This window comes from Pseudoalteromonas sp. 2CM28B (assembly GCF_023161935.1).
In genome coordinates this window covers 15192-34820 of record NZ_JALNTH010000059.1, presented here as the reverse complement: position 1 = coordinate 34820, position 19629 = coordinate 15192, and the positions used below count along the sequence as shown (strand labels likewise).

At 41.1% G+C, this 19629-nt stretch carries 20 protein-coding genes; 5 read left to right on the top strand and 15 right to left on the bottom strand.

Translation table 11 applies throughout. The features are described from left to right. Positions 1-155 precede the first annotated feature (155 nt). The 6 genes from MTN96_RS34865 to xerD all read right to left on the bottom strand — a co-directional run bounded on the left by MTN96_RS34865 (position 156) and on the right by xerD (position 7031). Complete coding sequence (locus tag MTN96_RS34865) at positions 156-338, bottom strand: hypothetical protein (protein WP_248473791.1); 183 nt, start codon at positions 336-338, stop codon at positions 156-158. A 353-nt stretch (positions 339-691) separates the two neighbouring features. Beyond that, the gene (lysS, locus tag MTN96_RS34860; protein ID WP_008467803.1) at positions 692-2227 is read right to left on the bottom strand and encodes a lysine--tRNA ligase; all 1536 of its coding nucleotides are present in this window, start codon (positions 2225-2227) and stop codon (positions 692-694) included. Positions 2228-2253: 26 nt separating this feature from the next. Continuing rightward, positions 2254-3352 (bottom strand): peptide chain release factor 2 gene (gene prfB, locus MTN96_RS34855; RefSeq protein ID WP_096038752.1). Its coding sequence is split into 2 segments (ribosomal slippage): positions 2254-3276 and positions 3278-3352, totalling 1098 coding nucleotides; the frame shifts between segments, so codons are not numbered across the junction. Between the two features lie 145 nt (positions 3353-3497). Continuing rightward, positions 3498-5219: a single-stranded-DNA-specific exonuclease RecJ gene (recJ, locus tag MTN96_RS34850; protein ID WP_248534557.1), complete on the bottom strand. Its 1722-nt coding sequence runs from the start codon at positions 5217-5219 to the stop codon at positions 3498-3500. Positions 5220-5303: 84 nt separating this feature from the next. Continuing rightward, complete coding sequence (dsbC, locus tag MTN96_RS34845) at positions 5304-6032, bottom strand: bifunctional protein-disulfide isomerase/oxidoreductase DsbC (RefSeq protein ID WP_248534555.1); 729 nt, start codon at positions 6030-6032, stop codon at positions 5304-5306. A 72-nt stretch (positions 6033-6104) separates the two neighbouring features. Further along, the gene (gene xerD, locus MTN96_RS34840) at positions 6105-7031 is read right to left on the bottom strand and encodes a site-specific tyrosine recombinase XerD (protein ID WP_008110662.1); all 927 of its coding nucleotides are present in this window, start codon (positions 7029-7031) and stop codon (positions 6105-6107) included. Positions 7032-7136: 105 nt separating this feature from the next. Here xerD and fldB point away from each other — a divergent pair, with 105 nt between their 5' ends. After that, positions 7137-7658, top strand: a complete 522-nt coding sequence (gene fldB / locus MTN96_RS34835; protein WP_248534553.1) for a flavodoxin FldB — start codon at positions 7137-7139, stop codon at positions 7656-7658. A 47-nt stretch (positions 7659-7705) separates the two neighbouring features. Here fldB and MTN96_RS34830 read toward each other — a convergent pair whose 3' ends face one another. After that, the gene (locus MTN96_RS34830) at positions 7706-8164 is read right to left on the bottom strand and encodes a DUF2147 domain-containing protein (protein WP_138627624.1); all 459 of its coding nucleotides are present in this window, start codon (positions 8162-8164) and stop codon (positions 7706-7708) included. Between the two features lie 94 nt (positions 8165-8258). Continuing rightward, complete coding sequence (locus tag MTN96_RS34825) at positions 8259-8957, bottom strand: tRNA1(Val) (adenine(37)-N6)-methyltransferase (RefSeq protein ID WP_248534551.1); 699 nt, start codon at positions 8955-8957, stop codon at positions 8259-8261. A gap of 76 nt (positions 8958-9033) precedes the next feature. On the opposite strand from MTN96_RS34825, the gene srmB reads away from it, so the two are divergent. Both srmB and MTN96_RS34815 read left to right on the top strand, forming a co-directional pair. Continuing rightward, positions 9034-10260: an ATP-dependent RNA helicase SrmB gene (srmB, locus tag MTN96_RS34820; RefSeq protein ID WP_036980134.1), complete on the top strand. Its 1227-nt coding sequence runs from the start codon at positions 9034-9036 to the stop codon at positions 10258-10260. Between the two features lie 239 nt (positions 10261-10499). Next, positions 10500-10820: a BON domain-containing protein gene (locus tag MTN96_RS34815; protein WP_036980135.1), complete on the top strand. Its 321-nt coding sequence runs from the start codon at positions 10500-10502 to the stop codon at positions 10818-10820. Between the two features lie 732 nt (positions 10821-11552). On the opposite strand, the gene MTN96_RS34810 is transcribed toward MTN96_RS34815, so the two are convergent. Both MTN96_RS34810 and yaaA read right to left on the bottom strand, forming a co-directional pair. After that, complete coding sequence (locus MTN96_RS34810; protein WP_248534549.1) at positions 11553-12509, bottom strand: mechanosensitive ion channel family protein; 957 nt, start codon at positions 12507-12509, stop codon at positions 11553-11555. Positions 12510-12614: 105 nt separating this feature from the next. Next, complete coding sequence (gene yaaA / locus MTN96_RS34805) at positions 12615-13394, bottom strand: peroxide stress protein YaaA (RefSeq protein ID WP_036980139.1); 780 nt, start codon at positions 13392-13394, stop codon at positions 12615-12617. Between the two features lie 218 nt (positions 13395-13612). On the opposite strand from yaaA, the gene tal reads away from it, so the two are divergent. Then, positions 13613-14563 carry a transaldolase gene (gene tal / locus MTN96_RS34800; RefSeq protein ID WP_138626496.1) on the top strand — a complete coding sequence of 317 codons (951 nt, stop codon included), beginning with the start codon at positions 13613-13615 and terminating at the stop codon, positions 14561-14563. 227 nt (positions 14564-14790) lie between these two features. After that, positions 14791-14979, top strand: a complete 189-nt coding sequence (locus tag MTN96_RS34795; protein ID WP_008467780.1) for a DUF3545 family protein — start codon at positions 14791-14793, stop codon at positions 14977-14979. Between the two features lie 59 nt (positions 14980-15038). Here the strand turns inward: MTN96_RS34795 and ung are convergent, their stop codons facing one another. The 5 genes from ung to MTN96_RS34770 are packed head-to-tail and all read right to left on the bottom strand — an operon-like array spanning position 15039 to position 19629. After that, entirely contained in the window at positions 15039-15701 is a 663-nt protein-coding gene (ung, locus tag MTN96_RS34790; RefSeq protein ID WP_036980143.1) for a uracil-DNA glycosylase, read from the bottom strand. Next, positions 15698-16546, bottom strand: coding sequence for a cobalamin-binding protein (locus MTN96_RS34785; RefSeq protein WP_248534547.1), 849 nt, complete (start codon positions 16544-16546; stop codon positions 15698-15700). The genes ung and MTN96_RS34785 overlap by 4 nt, the downstream gene beginning before the upstream one ends. Next, complete coding sequence (gene cobO / locus MTN96_RS34780; RefSeq protein ID WP_248534545.1) at positions 16546-17145, bottom strand: cob(I)yrinic acid a,c-diamide adenosyltransferase; 600 nt, start codon at positions 17143-17145, stop codon at positions 16546-16548. The genes MTN96_RS34785 and cobO overlap by 1 nt, the downstream gene beginning before the upstream one ends. Continuing rightward, positions 17138-18619 carry a cobyric acid synthase gene (locus MTN96_RS34775; RefSeq protein WP_248534543.1) on the bottom strand — a complete coding sequence of 494 codons (1482 nt, stop codon included), beginning with the start codon at positions 18617-18619 and terminating at the stop codon, positions 17138-17140. The genes cobO and MTN96_RS34775 overlap by 8 nt, the downstream gene beginning before the upstream one ends. After that, on the bottom strand, positions 18619-19629 hold the full coding sequence (locus tag MTN96_RS34770; protein ID WP_248534559.1) for an iron ABC transporter permease: 1011 nt from the start codon (positions 19627-19629) through the stop codon (positions 18619-18621). The genes MTN96_RS34775 and MTN96_RS34770 overlap by 1 nt, the downstream gene beginning before the upstream one ends.

Here is a 19629-nt window from a genome sequence, read left to right as displayed (position 1 = left end):
CTCCTTCGGCCACTCGGACACCTCTCCGTCTTGTGGGGCGTATAATAAAGATTTCAGAAAATATGTCAAACACTTTTCTGACAAAAGTGACTATATGGCTATAGATTGCACATATGTTTAGTTTTACAGTGAAATTAGTTCGAAATTTAATCGGGTTAGGCATTTGGCGTGCTTGAGTTTACACCCATCACTGGTACTAGTTCGTCCGTAAGTTCAGCAAGGTATTGCTCTTGATAGCCTAACTTCTGAAACTCAGCAATACACGCACGATAATATGCTTGTCGCTGTTGTTCAGTGGTGTTTTCATCAGGTAAAGGTTCTACTTGTTTAACTTTCATATTATTTTTCTAAGTCCTTTAGAAATTTTTATTTTTTACGACTAAGAATGACAGCGTATAAATTTCCGCCACATTTTAGCTAAAAAATTTACATAAATACAACGCAATGTTTAAAAAACAATCATACCAAAAAGTTATATCACTGCTGTAATGTTGCTAAGCAGTGGAGTAACCATATGCGAGTGAAACTGAATTAAAGGTTAATTGCTCTTTATACCTAGACTTCATTATTAATGTGAAAACAATTAATTAAAAGACTTAATGAGCAGTTTAGGCAATGTCTCACAAACAATAGGGCAAAAAAACGCCGCTAGTTAGCGGCGTTGATAATTTTTTAGTTTATTCCTTCAAGCTTAGTCTGCTTGTGGGCGCATATGTGGGAATAAAATAACATCTTTGATAGTTGATGAGTCAGTAAACAACATGACTAAACGGTCAATACCAATCCCTTCACCCGCTGTTGGTGGTAAACCATACTCTAACGCGCGAATGTAGTCTTCGTCGTAGTGCATTGCTTCATCATCACCTGCGTCTTTTTCTTCAACTTGGCGAGAAAAACGCTCAGCTTGATCTTGTGCATCATTAAGCTCAGAGAAACCATTTGCTAGTTCACGGCCACCAACAAAGAATTCAAAGCGGTCAGTTACAAATGGGTTTTCGTCGTTACGACGTGCAAGTGGAGACACTTCCCACGGGTACCCTGTGATAAATGTAGGTTGGATAAGCATATGCTCAGCCGTTTCTTCAAATATTTCACATAAAAACTTACCCGGGCCCCATACGCAGTTTTCAGGAATTTTAACATGCACTTGTTTAGCGTACGCTTTTAATTCTTCAAAGTGGTTTTCTGGGTCGTTAAATACCGCAGCATCAAACTCAGGGTTATATTTTAAGATTGCGTCGCTCATGCTTAAACGTGTGAACGGTTGACCAAAGTCATACTCTACTGAATCAATCACTTCACCGTTTTCATCTTTAGTGGTGTTAACAACGATTGGGCTACCCAATACGTTAGTTGCAACTGTACGTAACATGTCTTCGGTGATGTTCATTAAATCAATGTAGTCAGCGTATGCTTGGTAGAACTCAATCATGGTGAATTCTGGGTTGTGACGCGTTGATAACCCTTCGTTACGGAAATTACGGTTAATTTCGAATACACGGTCAAAACCACCTACTACTAAACGCTTTAAGTAAAGCTCAGGCGCAATACGTAAGTACATGTCGATATCAAGCGCATTATGATGAGTCACAAACGGACGCGCAGATGCACCACCAGGAATAACCTGTAGCATTGGCGTTTCTACTTCCATAAAATCGCGGTCTGCTAAAAAGCGACGAATACCTTCAACCACTTGTGAACGAATACGGAATGTTTCACGCGTTGCTTCGTTAGTAATTAAATCAACATAACGCTGACGGTATTTCGTTTCTTGATCCGACAGGCCATGGAATTTTTCAGGAAGTGGACGAAGTGACTTAGTCAGTAGTTCGTACTCAGCCATATCTACGTATAAATCACCTTTACCCGATTTATTAAGTGGCCCTTTAACACCAATAATATCGCCAATATCAAGCTGGCCATATTTTGCTTTTAAATCTTTTTGAACGTCTTTTGATGCATAAACTTGTACACGGCCTTTCATATCTTGAATAGACATAAACGGACCACGCTTAGCAAGAATACGACCCGCAATCGATACTACGTGCTGTAATTCGATTAATTCTTCTTTACTCTTATCACCAAACTCAGCCTGCAAATCTGCCGTGTAATGCTCACGACGGAATTGGTTTGGATGACCGTTGGCTGGGCAATTTGCGCGAATAGCGTCTAATTTGCCGCGACGCTCAGCGATTAACTTATTTTCGTCTTGGATTTGATCAGTCATTTTTTAGCTCTTTTTTAGCTTGGTGGTTATAAGCCAGATTTTAAGCTGGCTTCAATAAATTTGTCTAAGTCGCCATCGAGTACCGCTTGAGTATTACGGTTTTCAACGCCGGTACGTAAATCTTTAATACGCGAGTCATCAAGTACGTAAGAACGAATTTGACTTCCCCAGCCAATATCAGACTTGTTGTCTTCTTGGCTTTGCTTTTCTGCATTTTGCTGTTGTAGCTCAAGCTCAAATAATTTCGCTTTTAACTGCTTCATTGCTTGGGCTTTATTTTTATGCTGCGAGCGCTCGTTTTGACACTGCACCACAGTATTAGTTGGCACGTGAGTAATACGTACCGCTGATTCAGTGGTATTTACGTGCTGACCACCCGCGCCTGATGCACGGTAAACGTCTATACGCAAATCAGACGGATTAATGTCAATTTCAATATTGTCATCAACTTCTGGGTAAACAAACGCAGAAGCAAACGAGGTATGACGACGACCACTTGAGTCAAATGGACTTTTACGAACGAGGCGGTGTACGCCTGTTTCAGTGCGTAACCAACCATAAGCGTATTCCCCAGAAAAACGCACCGTTGCGCCTTTAATACCGGCAACATCACCATCGGTCGCTTCAACAAGCTCTACTTTAAAGCCTTTTGCTTCACCCCAGCGTAAATACATGCGAAGTAAAATATTACACCAGTCTTGCGCTTCAGTACCGCCAGAACCTGACTGTAAATCAAGGTAGGCATCGTTTGAATCGTGAGAACCTGAAAACATACGACGAAACTCAAGCCCTTCAAGCTGCTGATTTAAATCAGCTAGTTCACTTTGTGCTTCATCAAAGGTGTCTTGATCTTCGGCTTCAACAGCAAGCTCTACTAACCCTTCAACGTCGTCAGTACCCGCCACTAAGGTGTCAATGGTTTCAACAACGGCTTCTAGTGCTGACTTTTCACGACCAAGGGCTTGTGCGCGCTCAGGTTCATTCCATACGGCTGAATCTTCAAGTTCGGCGTTAACTTCTTCTAAACGTTCTTGTTTAAGAGCGTAGTCAAAGGTACCCCCGAAGCAGTTCAGTACGTTCGCGAATTTCCTTGATTTGATTAATCACAGGATTCACTTCAAACATGTACATTACTCCAAAATGGCTAGGTTATTGCGCACTTAAAAAAGAGACTGAGCGCAATTAAAAATCATCAAATAATAAAAACGCCCGATTTTAACAAAAAACCGCGCGTTTTATTAGCCTTTTATGCATGGTTTGAAGATATTTTTTAGCCCACTTTTTCAAGCTCTCTTACAATCAGTTGTAAGCTAAATTTACCTCTAAATTCATTTATATCGAGCTGGTACGCTACTTTAACAAACTGCGCCTCGGTATCTGGCCACGCTTTTACATCAATGCCAAAAGCTATGGCGTCAACTAAACGTGCAGATTGGTGTTTAAGGACTAACTTTAGGTGTTTTTCACCCACAATGCGCTGCTGTATCACTTCAAAGGTGTGTTCAAATATCGGCTCAGGAAATTGCTGCCCCCACGGGCCTGATTGCTTTAATAATTGTGCAAAATCCATGCTAAAGCAGTCGTTAGGTAGCTCACCATCGGTAAACACAATGCAACGTTTACTTTCTTCACTTAGTTGCGCGCTGACCGCACTTTCAAACGCACGTTTAAACTCAGTAAATTGCTGCTCGTTAATACTTAACCCTGCCGCCATTGCGTGGCCGCCAAATTTATTAATTAAACCAGGCTGCGCGGTGTTTAATCCCTCAAGTAAGTCGCGCATATGCAAGCCTTCAATAGAGCGACATGAGCCTTTAATTTCACCGTTTTCACCACCGGCAAATATCACAGTTGGCCGGTGGTACTTTTCTTTTAAGCGCCCGGCTAAAATACCAATTACCCCTTGGTGCCAATCGTCTTGGTACAAACAAATGGCATCGGGCACACTGTCTTCTTTAAAGGCGAGCCTATCGAGCACCGCTTGCGCTTCTACTTGCATGCCTTGCTCTATTTCACGTCTGGCAAAGTTTAAGCTATCAAGCTCACCGGCTATGCGCCTTGCTTGATTTATGTCGGTACTGAGTAAGCAGGCTATACCTAAACTCATGTCATCTAAACGCCCTGCTGCATTTAAACGTGGTGCCAATGAAAAGCCAAAATCACTGGCACTCAAACGAGCTGCATTGCGATTAGCCACTTCAATCAGCGCGGTTATACCTGGGCGGGTTTTACCGCTGCGAATTCGAGCCAGCCCTTGATGTACTAACGTACGGTTATTTGAATCAAGGGCTACCACATCGGCCACCGTACCAAGGGCTACAATATCAAGCAAATCAGCAATATTCGGCATAGGATGTTGGTTAAAGTAGCCTTGTTCACGCAGCGCACTTCTCAGTGCGATAAGTAAATAAAACGCCACACCAACACCGGCTATCGACTTAGAAGGAAAATCACAGTCATGACGGTTAGGGTTAACAATAGCATCGGCGTTAGGCAGTTGTTCGCCTTGCAAGTGGTGATCTGTTACCAGTACTTTAATGCCTGCGGCTTTAACAATATCAATGCCTGCGATACACGATATGCCATTATCGACGGTGATCACTAAATCGGGCTTCATTGTCACTATTTGCTCAGCCAATGCTGGGCTTAAGCCGTATCCTAAACTAAAGCGGTCTGGTACTAAGTAATCTAAGTGGGTAAAGCCAAACATGGCCAGCCCTTGCATTAAGGTGGCGGTGCTGGTTGCGCCATCGGCGTCAAAGTCGCCCACAATAAGTATTTTGCTTTGTGCGTGTAGGGCTTCAATTAACAGTTGGCTGGCTTTGTCTATATCTTTAAAAAGTTTGAAGTCGTGGAGTGTAGCTGCGCTATTGTTTAGCTCATCGGCATGGGACACATTTCGCGTGGCATAAATTTGCTTAATAACAGGGTGAAGATGGCTCGGCAGATGAGAGTCGTCAACGGGTTCTCGCGCAATGATCATTTTTTTCATGCTAGTTTTTAACTTATGATGTTCATGATAATAAGACAAAAAAAGGCCATAAAGGCCTTTTTAAACACATACTCGCGGTATTGCTTAGCCCGCTTTGTTAGCCTCAAGCGCTGCGCTTAATGCCGCAGCAGGCTGATAACCTGGGATCATCGTGCCATCTTCTAAAATAATAGCCGGTGTACCGCTAATACCAAAACTCTGGCCTAACTGATAATGCTCAGCAACAGGTGCGCTACAGCCTTTAACAATGTGGGTATCTGCACCTGATTTAGCTTCAGTTAATGCTTCTTGCTGATCTTTCGCACACCATACATTCATTAAATCAGCGTAACCAGATCCTTGCAGACCGCCACGCGGAAACGCTAAATACTTAACGGTAATACCCGCATCAAGTAAGTCATCTAGTTCACGGTGTAATTTACGACAGTAACCACAGCTAATATCGGTAAATACAGTAATGCTGTGCTTCTCTTCAGGCGCTTTGTAAACAATCATTGAGTCTTCGTATTCTTTTAACCCTGATTGGCGCACACCATTAAGTGCTTGCTCGGTTAGGTTACTACGGTTGTTTAAATCGATTAGCGTACCTTGCATTAAAAATTGACCGTCAGGACTTGCATACAGCACACCTTTATTGGTGATCAATTCTTTTAAGCCTGCAACTGGGCTTGGATTAATTTGTTTAACGGTTACCCCTAGCGCGGCAAATTTCGTCACGATAGGATCATTGGCATCGGGTGTTACTGCAACGCCATTAGCAAAGGCGCTCAAACTAGTGCACAACATGGCACCTGCTAACATTAATTTTTTCATAACGGGTTCTCTATCTTAAAAATACTTATCTTATCGTGTCTATATGACCGGCTTAGTGACAAAAAAATTCGCTTAAGCACGAGGATGATGCTCAGCATGTACCGATTTTAATCGTTCATTCGCTACATGCGTATAAATTTGGGTAGTTGATAGGTCGCTGTGGCCAAGCATCATCTGCACCACACGCAAGTCAGCCCCATGATTTAATAAATGCGTTGCAAATGCATGTCGCAAGGTATGGGGTGATAACGGCGACTCAACGGATGCCAAAATAGCATAGTGTTTGATCCGATGCCAAAAAGTTTGTCGTGTCATGCCTACCCCTCGTTTAGAAGGAAACACAAAATCGGTGGCATGTTTTATCATTTGTGCTCGCCCAAGCTTTAAAAATTGCTCGAGCCAGTACATGGCCTCTTCACCTAATGGCACTAATCGCTCTTTGTTACCTTTACCTTTTACAAACACCACAGCTTGGCGCAAATTTATTTGCTCCATTCTAAGCCCCACCAGCTCGGTTACCCGCAGCCCTGTTGCATACAGTAACTCCAGCATGGCTTTGTCGCGCAGACCCATTGGCTCTTCAATGTTGGGCGCACTTAATAGCGCCTCTACTTCGGCCTCAGAAAGCGTTTTTGGTAACGACTGCCCCGCTTTAGGCTGAGCAATATTAACCATAGGTGAGTCGCTAATTATTTTTTCGCGTACAAAGTACTGATAAAAACGTTTTAATGCACTAATACTGCGTGCAGTACTGCGTGGTTTTAGCCCTAAATCAACGCGGTGTGCTAGGTAACTTTCAACGTCGAGGCTGGTTACCGTCATTAAGTTTTCGCCTTTTAAAAATTGGCAAAACTTATCTAAGTCACTGCGATAAGCGCTCAGTGTGTTTTCACTTACGCCTTGCTCTAAATATAGGCTATCTAAAAAGGTTTCTAAAAAGTCGCTATTGCTGCTTAGCTCAGTGTTTTGTTCAGGTAAATCGTCAGATAGCGTTGTCACGTTGTGATCTCATGTTGGTAATACCACGGGAGAAGGTATCAATTAAAAATACCTTACGGTAAACTTGAGCCTATCATAACAGGCAATTACACAGTGATAAATACGATGCAGATTGGTTTATTTTTTGGTTCTACTACCTGCTATACCGAAATGGCGGCAGAAAAAATACGCGACATTATTGGCGCCGATATCGTCAGTTTACACAATATTAAAGACGAACCCCTTAAAAATGCTGAGCAATACGACTTTATCATTTTTGGTATTTCTACGTGGGACTTTGGCGAAATTCAAGAAGACTGGGAATCAAAGTGGGACGACATAAAAGATGTCGACTTAAATGGTAAAACCATTGCTTTGTTTGGCATGGGCGACCAGCAAGGGTATGGTCAGTGGTTTCAAGACGCATTAGGCATGCTTCACGACGAAATAAATGCCCAAGCCATTACTCAATTAGGCTTTTGGCCGAACGACAGTAATTACGAATTTGAAGCATCAAAAGCACTTACCGAAGACGGTAAACAGTTTGTAGGTTTAGCATTAGATGAAGACAGTCAGTACGAGCTAAGCGACGAGCGTATTGCCACTTGGGTACAACAAGTGATGACAGAGTACGCTGAAACCCTATAACTCACTATTGCAAAGAGCGCTGCCATGCAGCGCTTTTTAATTCTTAACTATTCTACTTTTAACCAGTATTGGTTACGGTAAAAAAAGCCCACATAACCACGCACTTCAAGTTTTTCGCCATTTTGCTGCGGTGTTAAACGCACGCTGTAGGTTTTACCATTATTTGGGTCGAGTATTTCACCGTCTTCCCAACTACCGTCACCCGCATAGGTCACATCTTCAATAATGGTCATCCCCAACATAGGCTGATTCTTTTTATCACCATCACACTCGGCGCAAAGTGCATCTTGCTTGGCTTTATTGAGTATTTTTTCAATTTTACCAGTCAGCACACCATCTTGCTCAGTAATGCGTACGTACGACTTAGCCTCGTTAGTCTCTTCGTTAATAGTTTTCCAAAGCCCAACCGGTGTGGGGTTAGCAAAAATCTCAGAGGTGTTAAATAAGCTACCCGCTAAAAGGGCTAGTAATAGTATTTTTTTTGTTTTTTTAGTTAATAAATTCATCAGATTACTTTAAACATGAGTCAATAATGTCGCCATACTAACAATCCTTTATAAAACACTCTACGTAAAAATGCTTTAGGCATACAGCGTGGTATTACATATTTAAATAAAACGCCTTGCACAGTGCAATGTAGTCTTGACTGTAAGCATTACTTAACTCCCTTATGCATAGGGTGCTTTTACTTACTTCGCAATCATCAAAACTAAAAGTCATCAAACTGCGGCTAAAGGGCTTATTTGGCATAGCTTGTACTTGGCAGTGACGATTTAAATACAGCCCTTGCTGCTGTGCTAATGTTATAAATAACTGCGCCTCAGTGGTGGGTAAAATAAGATTAAAACGCGAATGTTGATGACTTAGGTGCCTAAACGCACCAAGCAGTTCTGCAAAGCTTAAACCATCGGTATGTCGAGCGATATTTCGCGCTGCATTATCACCTTTTAAACTGTGATTGAAATAAGGCGGATTAGCTATAACACAATCAAATAAACCAGCAGCCTCAAACTGCTGAATAGACTGATGGTAAGTATTAATATCCGGCCAAGGACTTTGCTGGCAATTTTGTAAAGCCTGCTGATAGGCTGCTTCATCAACTTCAACCGCACTCACCTTTAAATGTGGCGCTCGTTGCTTACACATTAGAGCCAGTAACCCTGTACCTGTTCCTATATCAAGTAACGTATTTGCCCCACTTAAATCAGCCCATGCCCCCAGTAAAATACCATCGGTAGAGACCTTCATGGCGCACTGGTCGTGCTCAACCTTAAATTGTTTAAATGCAAAACCAGACATTTTTTCACCTTTTCATTCACCAAGCAGGTTTAAGTGCGTATAATTAACGGCAATTGTCCCCTATTTTTGACACTCTATGCAATTTTCTGAATTTGATCTTGATGATAAGCTACTCAATGCTATTAATAAAATGGGCTATGAAACTCCCACTAGCATTCAACAACAAGCCATTCCTGAGGCGTTGCAAGGACGCGATATTTTAGCGTCTGCACCAACAGGTACAGGTAAAACGGCGGCATTTTTAATTCCGGCAATTCAATATTTAATGGATTTTCCGCGTCGTGATCCGGGCTTTGCACGGGTATTAATTATGACCCCAACGCGCGAGCTTGCTTATCAAATTCATGAACAATGTGAGTTACTTGCAAAGCAAACCCAGTTAAAAATTGGGGTGGTTACCGGCGGTATAAACTACGGTACACACAAAGAAATTTTTGAAAATAATAACGACATTTTAATCGCCACACCTGGGCGTTTAATGGAGTATTTGGAAACCGAAAACTTCCACGCAGAAAACGTAGAAATGCTCATTCTTGATGAAGCCGACCGCATGCTCGACATGGGTTTTCGTAAAGAAATGCTGCGCATTTGTGATGAAGCTAAAAACCGTCGTCAGTGCTTTTTATTCTCAGCCACCCTTGAAGGTGACAGCGTAGAATTATTTGCTGAGCGTATTTTAAACGACCCCGCGCTACTTGAAGCCGAATCATCACGCAAAGAAAAAGCTAAAATACATCAATGGGTTCATTTAGCGGATGATTATCATCATAAACTTGAGCTATTAGTTAACACCTTAAATGGCCCTGATGTTAGTAAAGCGATTGTGTTTGTAAAAACCCGTGAGCGTCTTGAAACCCTTATTGGTGAACTAACCAATAACGGCGTAAAAGCTGCGTGGCTACGTGGTGAAATGCCACAAGACAAACGCATGAAAGCCATGGAAAATTTCCACAGTGGCAAAACTCGCATTTTGGTAGCAACTGATGTCGCCGCGCGCGGTATTGATGTAGCTGATATAAGCCACGTAATTAATTTTGATATGCCTCGCACTGCGGATGTATACGTACACCGTATTGGCCGTACGGGTCGTGCTGGTAAAAAAGGTATTGCAATTTCACTCATTGAAGCGCACGACATTGGCATACTTTACAAAGTAGAACGTTACATAGAGCAAAAGCTAAAACGCCGTGTATTTAAAGGATTAGAGCCAAAGCATAAAGAAGCCAAACCACCGGTTAAAAAGCGTAAAGATCCAGTAAAAATGAAAGCAAAGAAAAAAGCCAAAGCTAAAAAGAAAAAATAGCTTTAGCTTTAACACATTTAATTGAGCCGACGTTTGTCGGCTTTTTTGTGGCTTAAAAACAGTGAGTAAGCTATTCATAGTAATATGTAAAAAATACTTAGCTGAATAACTAATTAATAAAATAGTAATTTATTTCAAATAGTTAATCTTGGAATGAAACTTGTAACCCTATCGAATATACGAGTATTAAAACGCCGAGTAATGGCATTGTTTTTTAGTAACACACTAAGGATATAGTTATGAGTCGCATTAAATTTACTATCGGTTTTATTTCGTTTTGTTGTTTATTTTTATTAGCCTCTGCTTTTAAAGTCAGTGCAGCAACGCATTTAGCTGTAGTTAGCAGTGTGGCTACACAACCTAATTTACAACAATCTATTACTCATGAATTGCGCACTAACCCAAATTTAAAGTTAGAAAAACTAAACGTACACGTTAATGACGGTGACGTTGAACTTAAAGGCGAAGCCAATAACGGTTTTGAACGCGCTCTTGCACAAAAGTTTTTAGAAAATATGGATGGGGTTAAAATCATTCATAACAAAATTAGTGTCATTTAATATAACTTTTTCTTAACTAATATACTTAACTTATCCCTCAGCGCTGCTTGTTTCTCCAACACAAGCGGCGCTTTTTTATAGTTTGCACAATATAATTCACTGCAGAGCATATTCCCAAGCCAGTTTAAATACTTAATTAAATGCCTTTTAGTTTACGCATCAATCGCGACGCTCATTGCAGCTGCTTATACTTTTGAAACCTTTATTTATAAAGCGCTTACATCAAGCTTGGGCTCTAGTTCGGTTGATTAAATAATCTATTTTGAGATGAGAAACCTTATCGATATAGTTTTCTAATTGAGGCGTTTTTAAGGCAGTTAGCGCAAGGCTTTAATTACTTCAGGTTATCAATTGAGTCTGTTGTTCTTTCAAGGTTGAATTTACAGCAGTCTGTTTGGTATTTAGCCAAAGGTTCTGCCCAGGGACATTTACTCTTTGTTGTCTATATGGATGGTGGCAAGGAGTGTGAGCTGGACACGGAAGCTTTGCTCGTTTTTTACTTATTCTTACATGGATGTAAGCCAGTAGAATAAAGCAGGAGCAGTTATCGAGCCCACTAGTCAACAAACCTCGCGTCGCGATTAAATAGCTCTTTGTTTGAACTAATTTTAATCCGCAAAGGTCAACAGACCCTTATATTACTTATTATAAATAGCGCCTTTTACTTTGTAAAAACGCGCTGATAGTCAGTAACTATTTCCCAATGCTTTTACCTTCGGGGTTTTAAATTATTTACTCACCTTGGCTTGTATCAGTATTATTGTTACCCTCTTTATTTGCTGACTGCAGATTTATTTTATCGCTTATCATGGCATCGAGTTTTTCACCGCCCTTAATACCAAAATCCAACGTACGAATAGGAAACGGAATACTAATATCAGCGGCATCGAGTGCTTGCTTAACGGCCACAACTCCTTTGTGACGCACTGTCATAAAATCAGGCTCACCAGGGTATTTGATCCAAAACCACACCAACAAGTTTATACTGCTATCACCAAAGCCTTCGGCATAAACAGCGGTTTCATTTTTGCGGATCACAAAGTCAAATTGGTTAATTTTGTCGACAATGACCTCACTGGCTTTTTCTATGTCGTCAGCGTAAGAAATACCCACCGGCACTTCGATTCGTCTTACCCCTAAGGTACTGTAATTACGCAGTACATTTCTAAATAGTATTTTATTAGGTACCAGTATCAATTGCCCGTAAAAGCTCTCTATTAGTGTGTTGCGCAAGTTTATTGAGTGTACCGAACCAAACACATTATCGGTTTCTATGACATCACCCGCTTTAAACGGTTTACGAATTCCCATGGCAATACCCGCTATCAGGTTTTCGGTCATATCTTGAAAAGCAAAACCAATGGCAAGACCAACAATACCTGCACCAGCAAGCAGAGAAGTGACGGTACTTTTTAAGCCCATAAAATCAAGGGCAATAAATACCCCCACACTCAGTACAATAACTTTAAATATTGAGGCCATTAAATCGGCAATTTGCGTAGAGTCGAGCGAGCGACGTAAAACATTTTTCATTCCTTTGCCTGCCAAACGGGCAATAAATGAAAATATAATGGCAATAATTACTGCAACGATAAAGTTTGGGATATGACTTATAACTACATCAAACCAACCGCCAAGCTTTTCTTCTATCAACTTTTCGGCTTCTGTAATTGAGGGAATTGAGAGCATTTATTTTATACCTTAGTTAGGGTTAGTAATCTAAGGCCTGCAAAAATAACGCCAGTATAAAAAAGCCATGCAATGCATGGCTTATTAAATACTTTAAACGATGAGTTAGTTTTGCTCTTCGCGTAAAAATACCGGTTCAAGTTCTTTGGTGGTTGCCTCTGGGCTAAAGTAATAGCCGGCCACAGTAAACTCTTTGAGTTGGCTTAATTGAGTCACTTGATTTTCAATGATGTAGCGTGCCATCATGCCGCGCGCTTTTTTAGCGTAAAAGCTAATCACTTTATATTGGCCGTTTTTACAGTCTTTAAAGTGTGGTGTAATAATGTGTGCGTTAAGCGTTTTTTTATCTACTGCTTTAAAGTATTCGTTAGAGGCTAGATTTACTAAGTATTGTGCATCTTGTGCCGCTAATACGTCGTTAAGTTTATTAGCAATAATACTGCCCCAAAACTCATATAAGTTTTTACCCCGGCTATTTTCAAGTTTTGTACCCATTTCTAAGCGATAAGCCTGCATTAGATCAAGCGGCTTTAATACTCCGTATAATCCCGAAAGTATACGTAAATGGTCTTGAGCGTAATCAAGCTGCTTAGTAGTGAGGGTATTAGCATCTAACCCGCCGTATACATCGCCGTTAAAGGCAAGCACGGCCTGTTTAGCATTATTAGTAGTGAATGGTTGTGCCCACTCACTAAAACGCGCTGCGTTGAGGCCTGCGAGTTTATCGCTAATTTTCATTAAACTGCCAATTTGCGCAGGAGTTAGTTCACGGCATACTTTCATGAGCGCTTCGCTGTGCTCAAGTAATTCAGGTTGAGTGAACTTATCTGTTGCGGGTGGCGTGTCGTAATCAAGATTCTTTGCTGGTGAAATAACAGTGATCATAGTTAGCTATTGACTTGTAAATTATTTAATGTCAATTTCAACATTAAATGAAACGAAAAGCACGTTTTGTTTAAAATTATCCTACCTAAAACTCAACCGTTACCGTTTTTTTATTGATAAGGACATAAGACCTATCAAGCATTATCACACTGTTGCAGTATAGCTATATTAAGGTAGTTTAGATTTTCTTTTAACTTGCTTGGAATGAGGAAAAGCAAATGACTAGCGCTCTACAAAGGCTTAAACAACATTCTTCTATCGTGGCCGACACGGGCGATATAGAAGCCATAAAAAAATATCAACCTGAAGATGCGACTACCAATCCATCGCTACTTTTAAAAGCGAGCGAGATTGAAGCTTACAAACCTTATCTGGATAAAGCATGGCAGTATGCAAAAGAAACAGAGCAGCAGCCTGCAAAACAGCTAGAGCTAGCTTGTGATTATTTTGCAGTATTACTTGGTAAAGAAATTAGTGAAATTGTACCGGGTTATATTTCTACCGAAGTTGATGCACGTTTGTCATTTGATACCCAAGCAACAATTAATAAAGCACACACGCTATTGAGCCTTTACGAAAAAGAAGGCGTAAGCAAAGACAAAATTTTAATTAAAATAGCGTCAACGTGGGAAGGTATTAAAGCGGCTGAGCAATTAGAAAAAGAAGGCACTAAGTGTAACCTTACTTTATTATTCAGCGATGCCCAAGCGCGCGCTTGTGCTGATGCAAACGTATTTTTAATCTCTCCATTTGTTGGCCGTATTTTAGATTGGCACGTGGCAAACGGTATGGAAAAACCAACCGATCCGCTTCAAGATCCAGGTGTGCAATCTGTACGTAGCATTTTTGAGTTTTACAAACGTCACGACTACAAAACCGTAGTTATGGGCGCAAGCTTTCGTAATACCGGTGAAATTATTGCACTTACAGGATGCGATAAGCTAACAATTAGCCCTAATCTTTTAGAAGATTTGGGTAATTTAGAAGGTGCTGAAGAATACTTGCTAGCAAGTGATATTGCTAAAGAGCCAAAACCTGAGCCACTTAGCGAAACACAGTTCCGTTGGTTACATAACCAAGATGCCATGGCGACTGAAAAACTCGCTGAAGGTATTCGCTCATTTGCAGATGCACAGGAACAATTAGAAGCACGCTTTAAAGCGATGTAGCTAACCGCTGTTTTAAGAGTTTAAAAACGTCGCTTATTGCGGCGTTTTTTTATACCTACAATTTTATTTTAAATACTCGCCTTGTACCCCTTTAATTGCTGTTCTCATTGTTCTTCATCAAAATACCACCCGTTAGTAATAGTTTCGTCACATTTATATTCTATTTTATTAATAGCTGTGGTATTGATACTGCCGAGGTTCAAAAAGTGGTCAATAGGAGATAATCAATGGATAGCCTAAACGAAATAATAGAGATATTAGAAGGTTCTGATACATCGAAAAAAACCTCTCAAAAAAATAAAAAAAGAAAATGGCGCGAAATAGAAGCAATAAAAGATAAGCAACGTTTGCGCAAAGAACTACAGGAGCTTGACTATTTTGCAGATAGTGTTGCTATAGATGAGTTAGAGTTTTAACCAACATAAGCAACTAAAAAGGCTTTCATTAATGAAAGCCTTTTTTAATGCCTATTACCCTATACCTGCCAATTAATGGGCTGCGCCCCTTGCGCTATTAACAGTTCATTGGTTTTGGAAAAGTGCTGGCAACCAAAAAAGCCGCGATGCGCTGAAAGCGGCGAAGGATGAGGCCCTGCCAATACATGATGGCGCTGGCGATCAATACTTTTACCTTTTTTTTGTGCATGTGCGCCCCATAAAATAAACACCACACCTTGGCAGTGCTCATTTATATGAGCAATCACGTTATCGGTAAATTGCTCCCAACCTAAGTGTTTATGGGAATGGGCTTGCCCTTGCTCTACAGTTAATACTGTATTGAGCAAAAATACACCTTGCTTTGCCCAGCCTTGTAAATAGCCGTGTTCTGGCGTGGTAAAGCCATTAATATCAGTTACTAACTCTTTATAAATGTTTTTAAGCGAAGGCGGGAGCTTTTTAACCTCAGGCAATACTGAAAAACACAAACCATGCGCTTGCCCTTCTCCATGGTAAGGGTCTTGACCTAATATAACCACTTTAATGTCGCTAAGTGGAGTTGCATCAAATGCGCTAAACACCTGTGATTTTGGCGGATATACTGCAGTGCCTTCACCTCGTTTATTCGCAATATATTCAAGGGTTTGCTGCATATATGTTTGGCTAAGTTCATGGTTTAAAAAAGATGACCAGTTGCTCATAATTGACTCTTAATAAATTCTCTAGATATATCTACTTTGTCACACATCTGCGCTAATCCATCCAACATTCTGGGGGTAAACCGATGTAATAAATCAGCATTGACGCTAATAAATTGCTCATACTTTACCGCAGGGATTTCAGGCCATTGCTGCCAATTTACCGTAGGCATTACCCTTTTTGATTTTTCATCAGGAATAATAATAACTTGTGGCTTAGTAACTATCACATTTTCGATGCTAATTTGTGGGTAATCTGTGTCGCTGTTTGCAAATACATTGGTTACTTGGCAAGTTTCGATTAACTGATTGATCCATGTATTTTTTGATACAGTCATCATAGGCTCAGGCCACAACTGATAAAACCCAGTAAGCGTGGTTTTATCTTTCTGTGTAACTTTAATTGCGTTGAGTTTGGCCGTAAATGTCTCGGCTACTTGTTTACTTTGCTCAATATGACCCGTTATTTGACCTAGTTTTAGTATTTCCGAAGCAACCCCTTCAATAAAACGTGGATCACTTAAATATAATTCAATTCCTAAACGCTTTATTTTTGCTAAATCTTCAGCCTGATTACCACTTTTCCACGCAATCACCATGTCAGGTTTTAGCATGAGTAACTTTTCAATAGAAATGCCATTGTAGCCACCAATACGCTCAATTTTAGTCGCCTCTTGCGGGTAATCTGCGTAATCCAACGTGCCCACTATTAAATCACCCGCCCCAATAGCATATAAATTTTCAACTATGTGTGGTGCTAAAGCCACTATACGAAGCGGCTTGTCAGCTAGGGCTTGAGGTACATTAACAGCAAACAATAACAGCCCAAAAACAATACGCTTGAACATTAGTAATCAAAGCCTTTCAATGCTTTTACGCCCGACTCAAACGCATGTTTTACATTACGTACTTCACTTACCGTATCGGCAAGCTCTATTAAGGTGCGATGCGCAGCACGACCAGTAATAATTACCGATTGCATAGGCGGTCTATTATTTACAGCAACAACCACTTCCTCTAGGTCGATATAACCATAGGTCACCATATAGGTGAGTTCATCGAGTAATACCACATCGATACTGCTGTCGCTTAGCATCCGCTTTGACTCTTGCCATGTTGCTTGCGCTGCCGCGGTATCGGCCTTTTTATTTTGCGTATCCCACGTAAACCCGGTGTTCATAACAGCAAATTCAACCCCAGCACCTTGCAGTAAATTACGCTCACCACACTCCCATGTGCCTTTAATAAACTGACATACCGCAGCTTTTTTACCGTGCCCAACACAGCGTGCAACCACACCAAAACCAGAAGTCGATTTGCCTTTACCGTTACCAGTAATAACCTGAAAAATACCTTTTTCTCGTTGCGCTGCGGCTACTCGCGCATCAACCTGTTCTTTTACTTTTTGTTGACGCTGTTGGTGCTTGTCGTTAGTTGATTCAGTCATTGTTATGTCCTTGATAAATTTTAATAATTTGTTCAATATTTAAATGCGCTTTACACATATCAGCTAGGCGTTCTAATTGGCGTTCACGATGCTCATTTATACTAATCGCACTAATTGCACTTTCTGGTTTCACCCACTTTAACAGCTGCTCTGTGGCTGCAGGGCTATCAAACAAGCCATGTAAATAGGTACCAGCAATGGCATTATCGTCACTCACAAAACCATCGGTTTTAAAGTCATTGGGGTGTTTATTAAAGCGAATGAGTGGCTTGTAGAGCGCCTTACCTTGACTAATACCTGCATGTATTTCGTAGCCATCACATGCAACCTGTTGCTCATTTAAATTAAGCACTGCGCTCACTCGGCTTAACACTTTTTGCTCACCCAATAGGGTATCAAAATCGCTAAGCGCTAAACCCGCCACTTGCCCCAACGATGACTCCACCCTATTTGGATCACTGATAGTATTGCCCAGCATTTGCATACCACCGCAAATACCCAATACTTTGCCACCATAACGTAGATGGCGCTTAATTTGCTGATCCCAGCTTTCATTTTTTAAAAACGCGAGATCGCTGAGTACATTTTTACTGCCAGGTACAATAATTAAATCAACAGCAGGAATTGCTTGTGTATGGCGCACATAGGTTATATTTATATTCGGGTGTAATCGCAGAGCATCAAAATCGGTATGGTTACTAATATGTGGCACTAACAGTACAGCAATATTTATACTGGCATCGGTCACATTATTATCTATGGCCACAGCATCTTCTGCATCAAGTGCTAAATCGTGCAAGTAAGGTAATACCCCTAATACAGGTTTACCGGTGTACTCCTCGAGCCAATCTAGCCCACCTTGTAATAAACTAATATCACCACGAAAACGGTTAATCACAAAGCCTTTTACCCGTGCTTGCTCAGACTCGCTTAATAACGCCAAAGTCCCGACTAAGTGCGCAAATACTCCTCCTTTATCAATATCGGCAATAATAATAACAGGGCAATCCACTTGCTCGGCGTAACCCATATTTGCAATATCGTTTGCGCGTAAATTAATTTCGGCTGGGCTGCCAGCCCCTTCTACCAGTAATAAATCAAAGCGTTTAGCTAAACGCTTATGCGAGGTTAATACTGCATCCATAGCCATTTTTTTGTAGTCATGGTAAGCATCGGCTTCCATATTGCTGATAGCTCTACCATGAATAATAACTTGTGCGCCGGTATCACTATTGGGTTTGAGTAATATAGGGTTAAAGTCGATTTCAGGTTCAATTTTTGCGGCTATGGCTTGTAATGCTTGGGCTCTGCCAATTTCGCCACCATCGTGCGTTACGGCACTATTGAGCGCCATATTTTGTGGTTTAAACGGTGCAACATTAACCCCTTGGTTAGCAAACACTCTGCAAAGTGCTGCCACTAAGGTGCTTTTACCCGCATCGGAGGTGGTACCTTGTACCATTAATGTTTTCATTATTTACCCACCAGCTGGCGCTTACGAAAATACAAGATACTTAAAAAGAATAGACTACCAATGGCCGCCGTGATCACCCCTATTGGCAGCTCTTGGTTAGCGAGTAATGAACGTGCCAGTACATCGACCCATACCATAAATACACCCCCGACTAATCCGGTCATTAACAATCCAACACTACTGCCTTGAGAGATAAAAAAGCGCACTATGTGCGGCACCATTAAGCCAACAAAGCCAATTCCGCCACACATAGCAACCAACACGGCAGTGATCAATGAGCTTAAAATAAGCATTAAAATTCGAAAGCGATGCACCCGAACACCAAGCGTTGTTGCGCTTTCATCACCTAACAACATGGCATTAAGTTGACGTCTAAAACCTAACATAATGACTGTACATGTAATGATGACCAAGGCAGGTAATAACAGTGACGGCCATTGCGCCCTAGCAAAACTTCCCAAAGTCCAAAATAAAATAGCCGCGACGGCCTGCGGATCGCTCCAATAAAGTAACAAACTGGTAAAGGCGCTAAATAAAAATGATAAGGCCACCCCAGCCAATAACATCGACTCAACTTGGGCGTTGCGTTGACTGCCAGCAATTAAAATTAATAACCCCATTGCTACTAAACTGCCAATTAAGGCTGCTGCTGATAGCGCAATGCCTGCGCCTATTCCAACAAAAGCCATTAATACTACGACTCCTAATGATGCTCCCGACGAAATACCAAACAAATAAGGGTCAGCCAATGGATTACGAGTAACTGTTTGTAATATCAATCCAGCAATCGCTAAACCGCTGCCGGCCAAAAAAGCCAGTAACGTACGTGGCATTCTTAATTCAATAATAATGCGGCTGGTAAATGAGGCCTCGCTTGAAAAAGTTAAGCTATGGTATACATCTGCGAGCGAGGTAGGGGCAGCACCAAAGCTCAATGCCACAAATAAACTAAATACAGCGCATAACAGTGCAATAATTAACGCCACACCATGGTTAGACATAATCGTCAT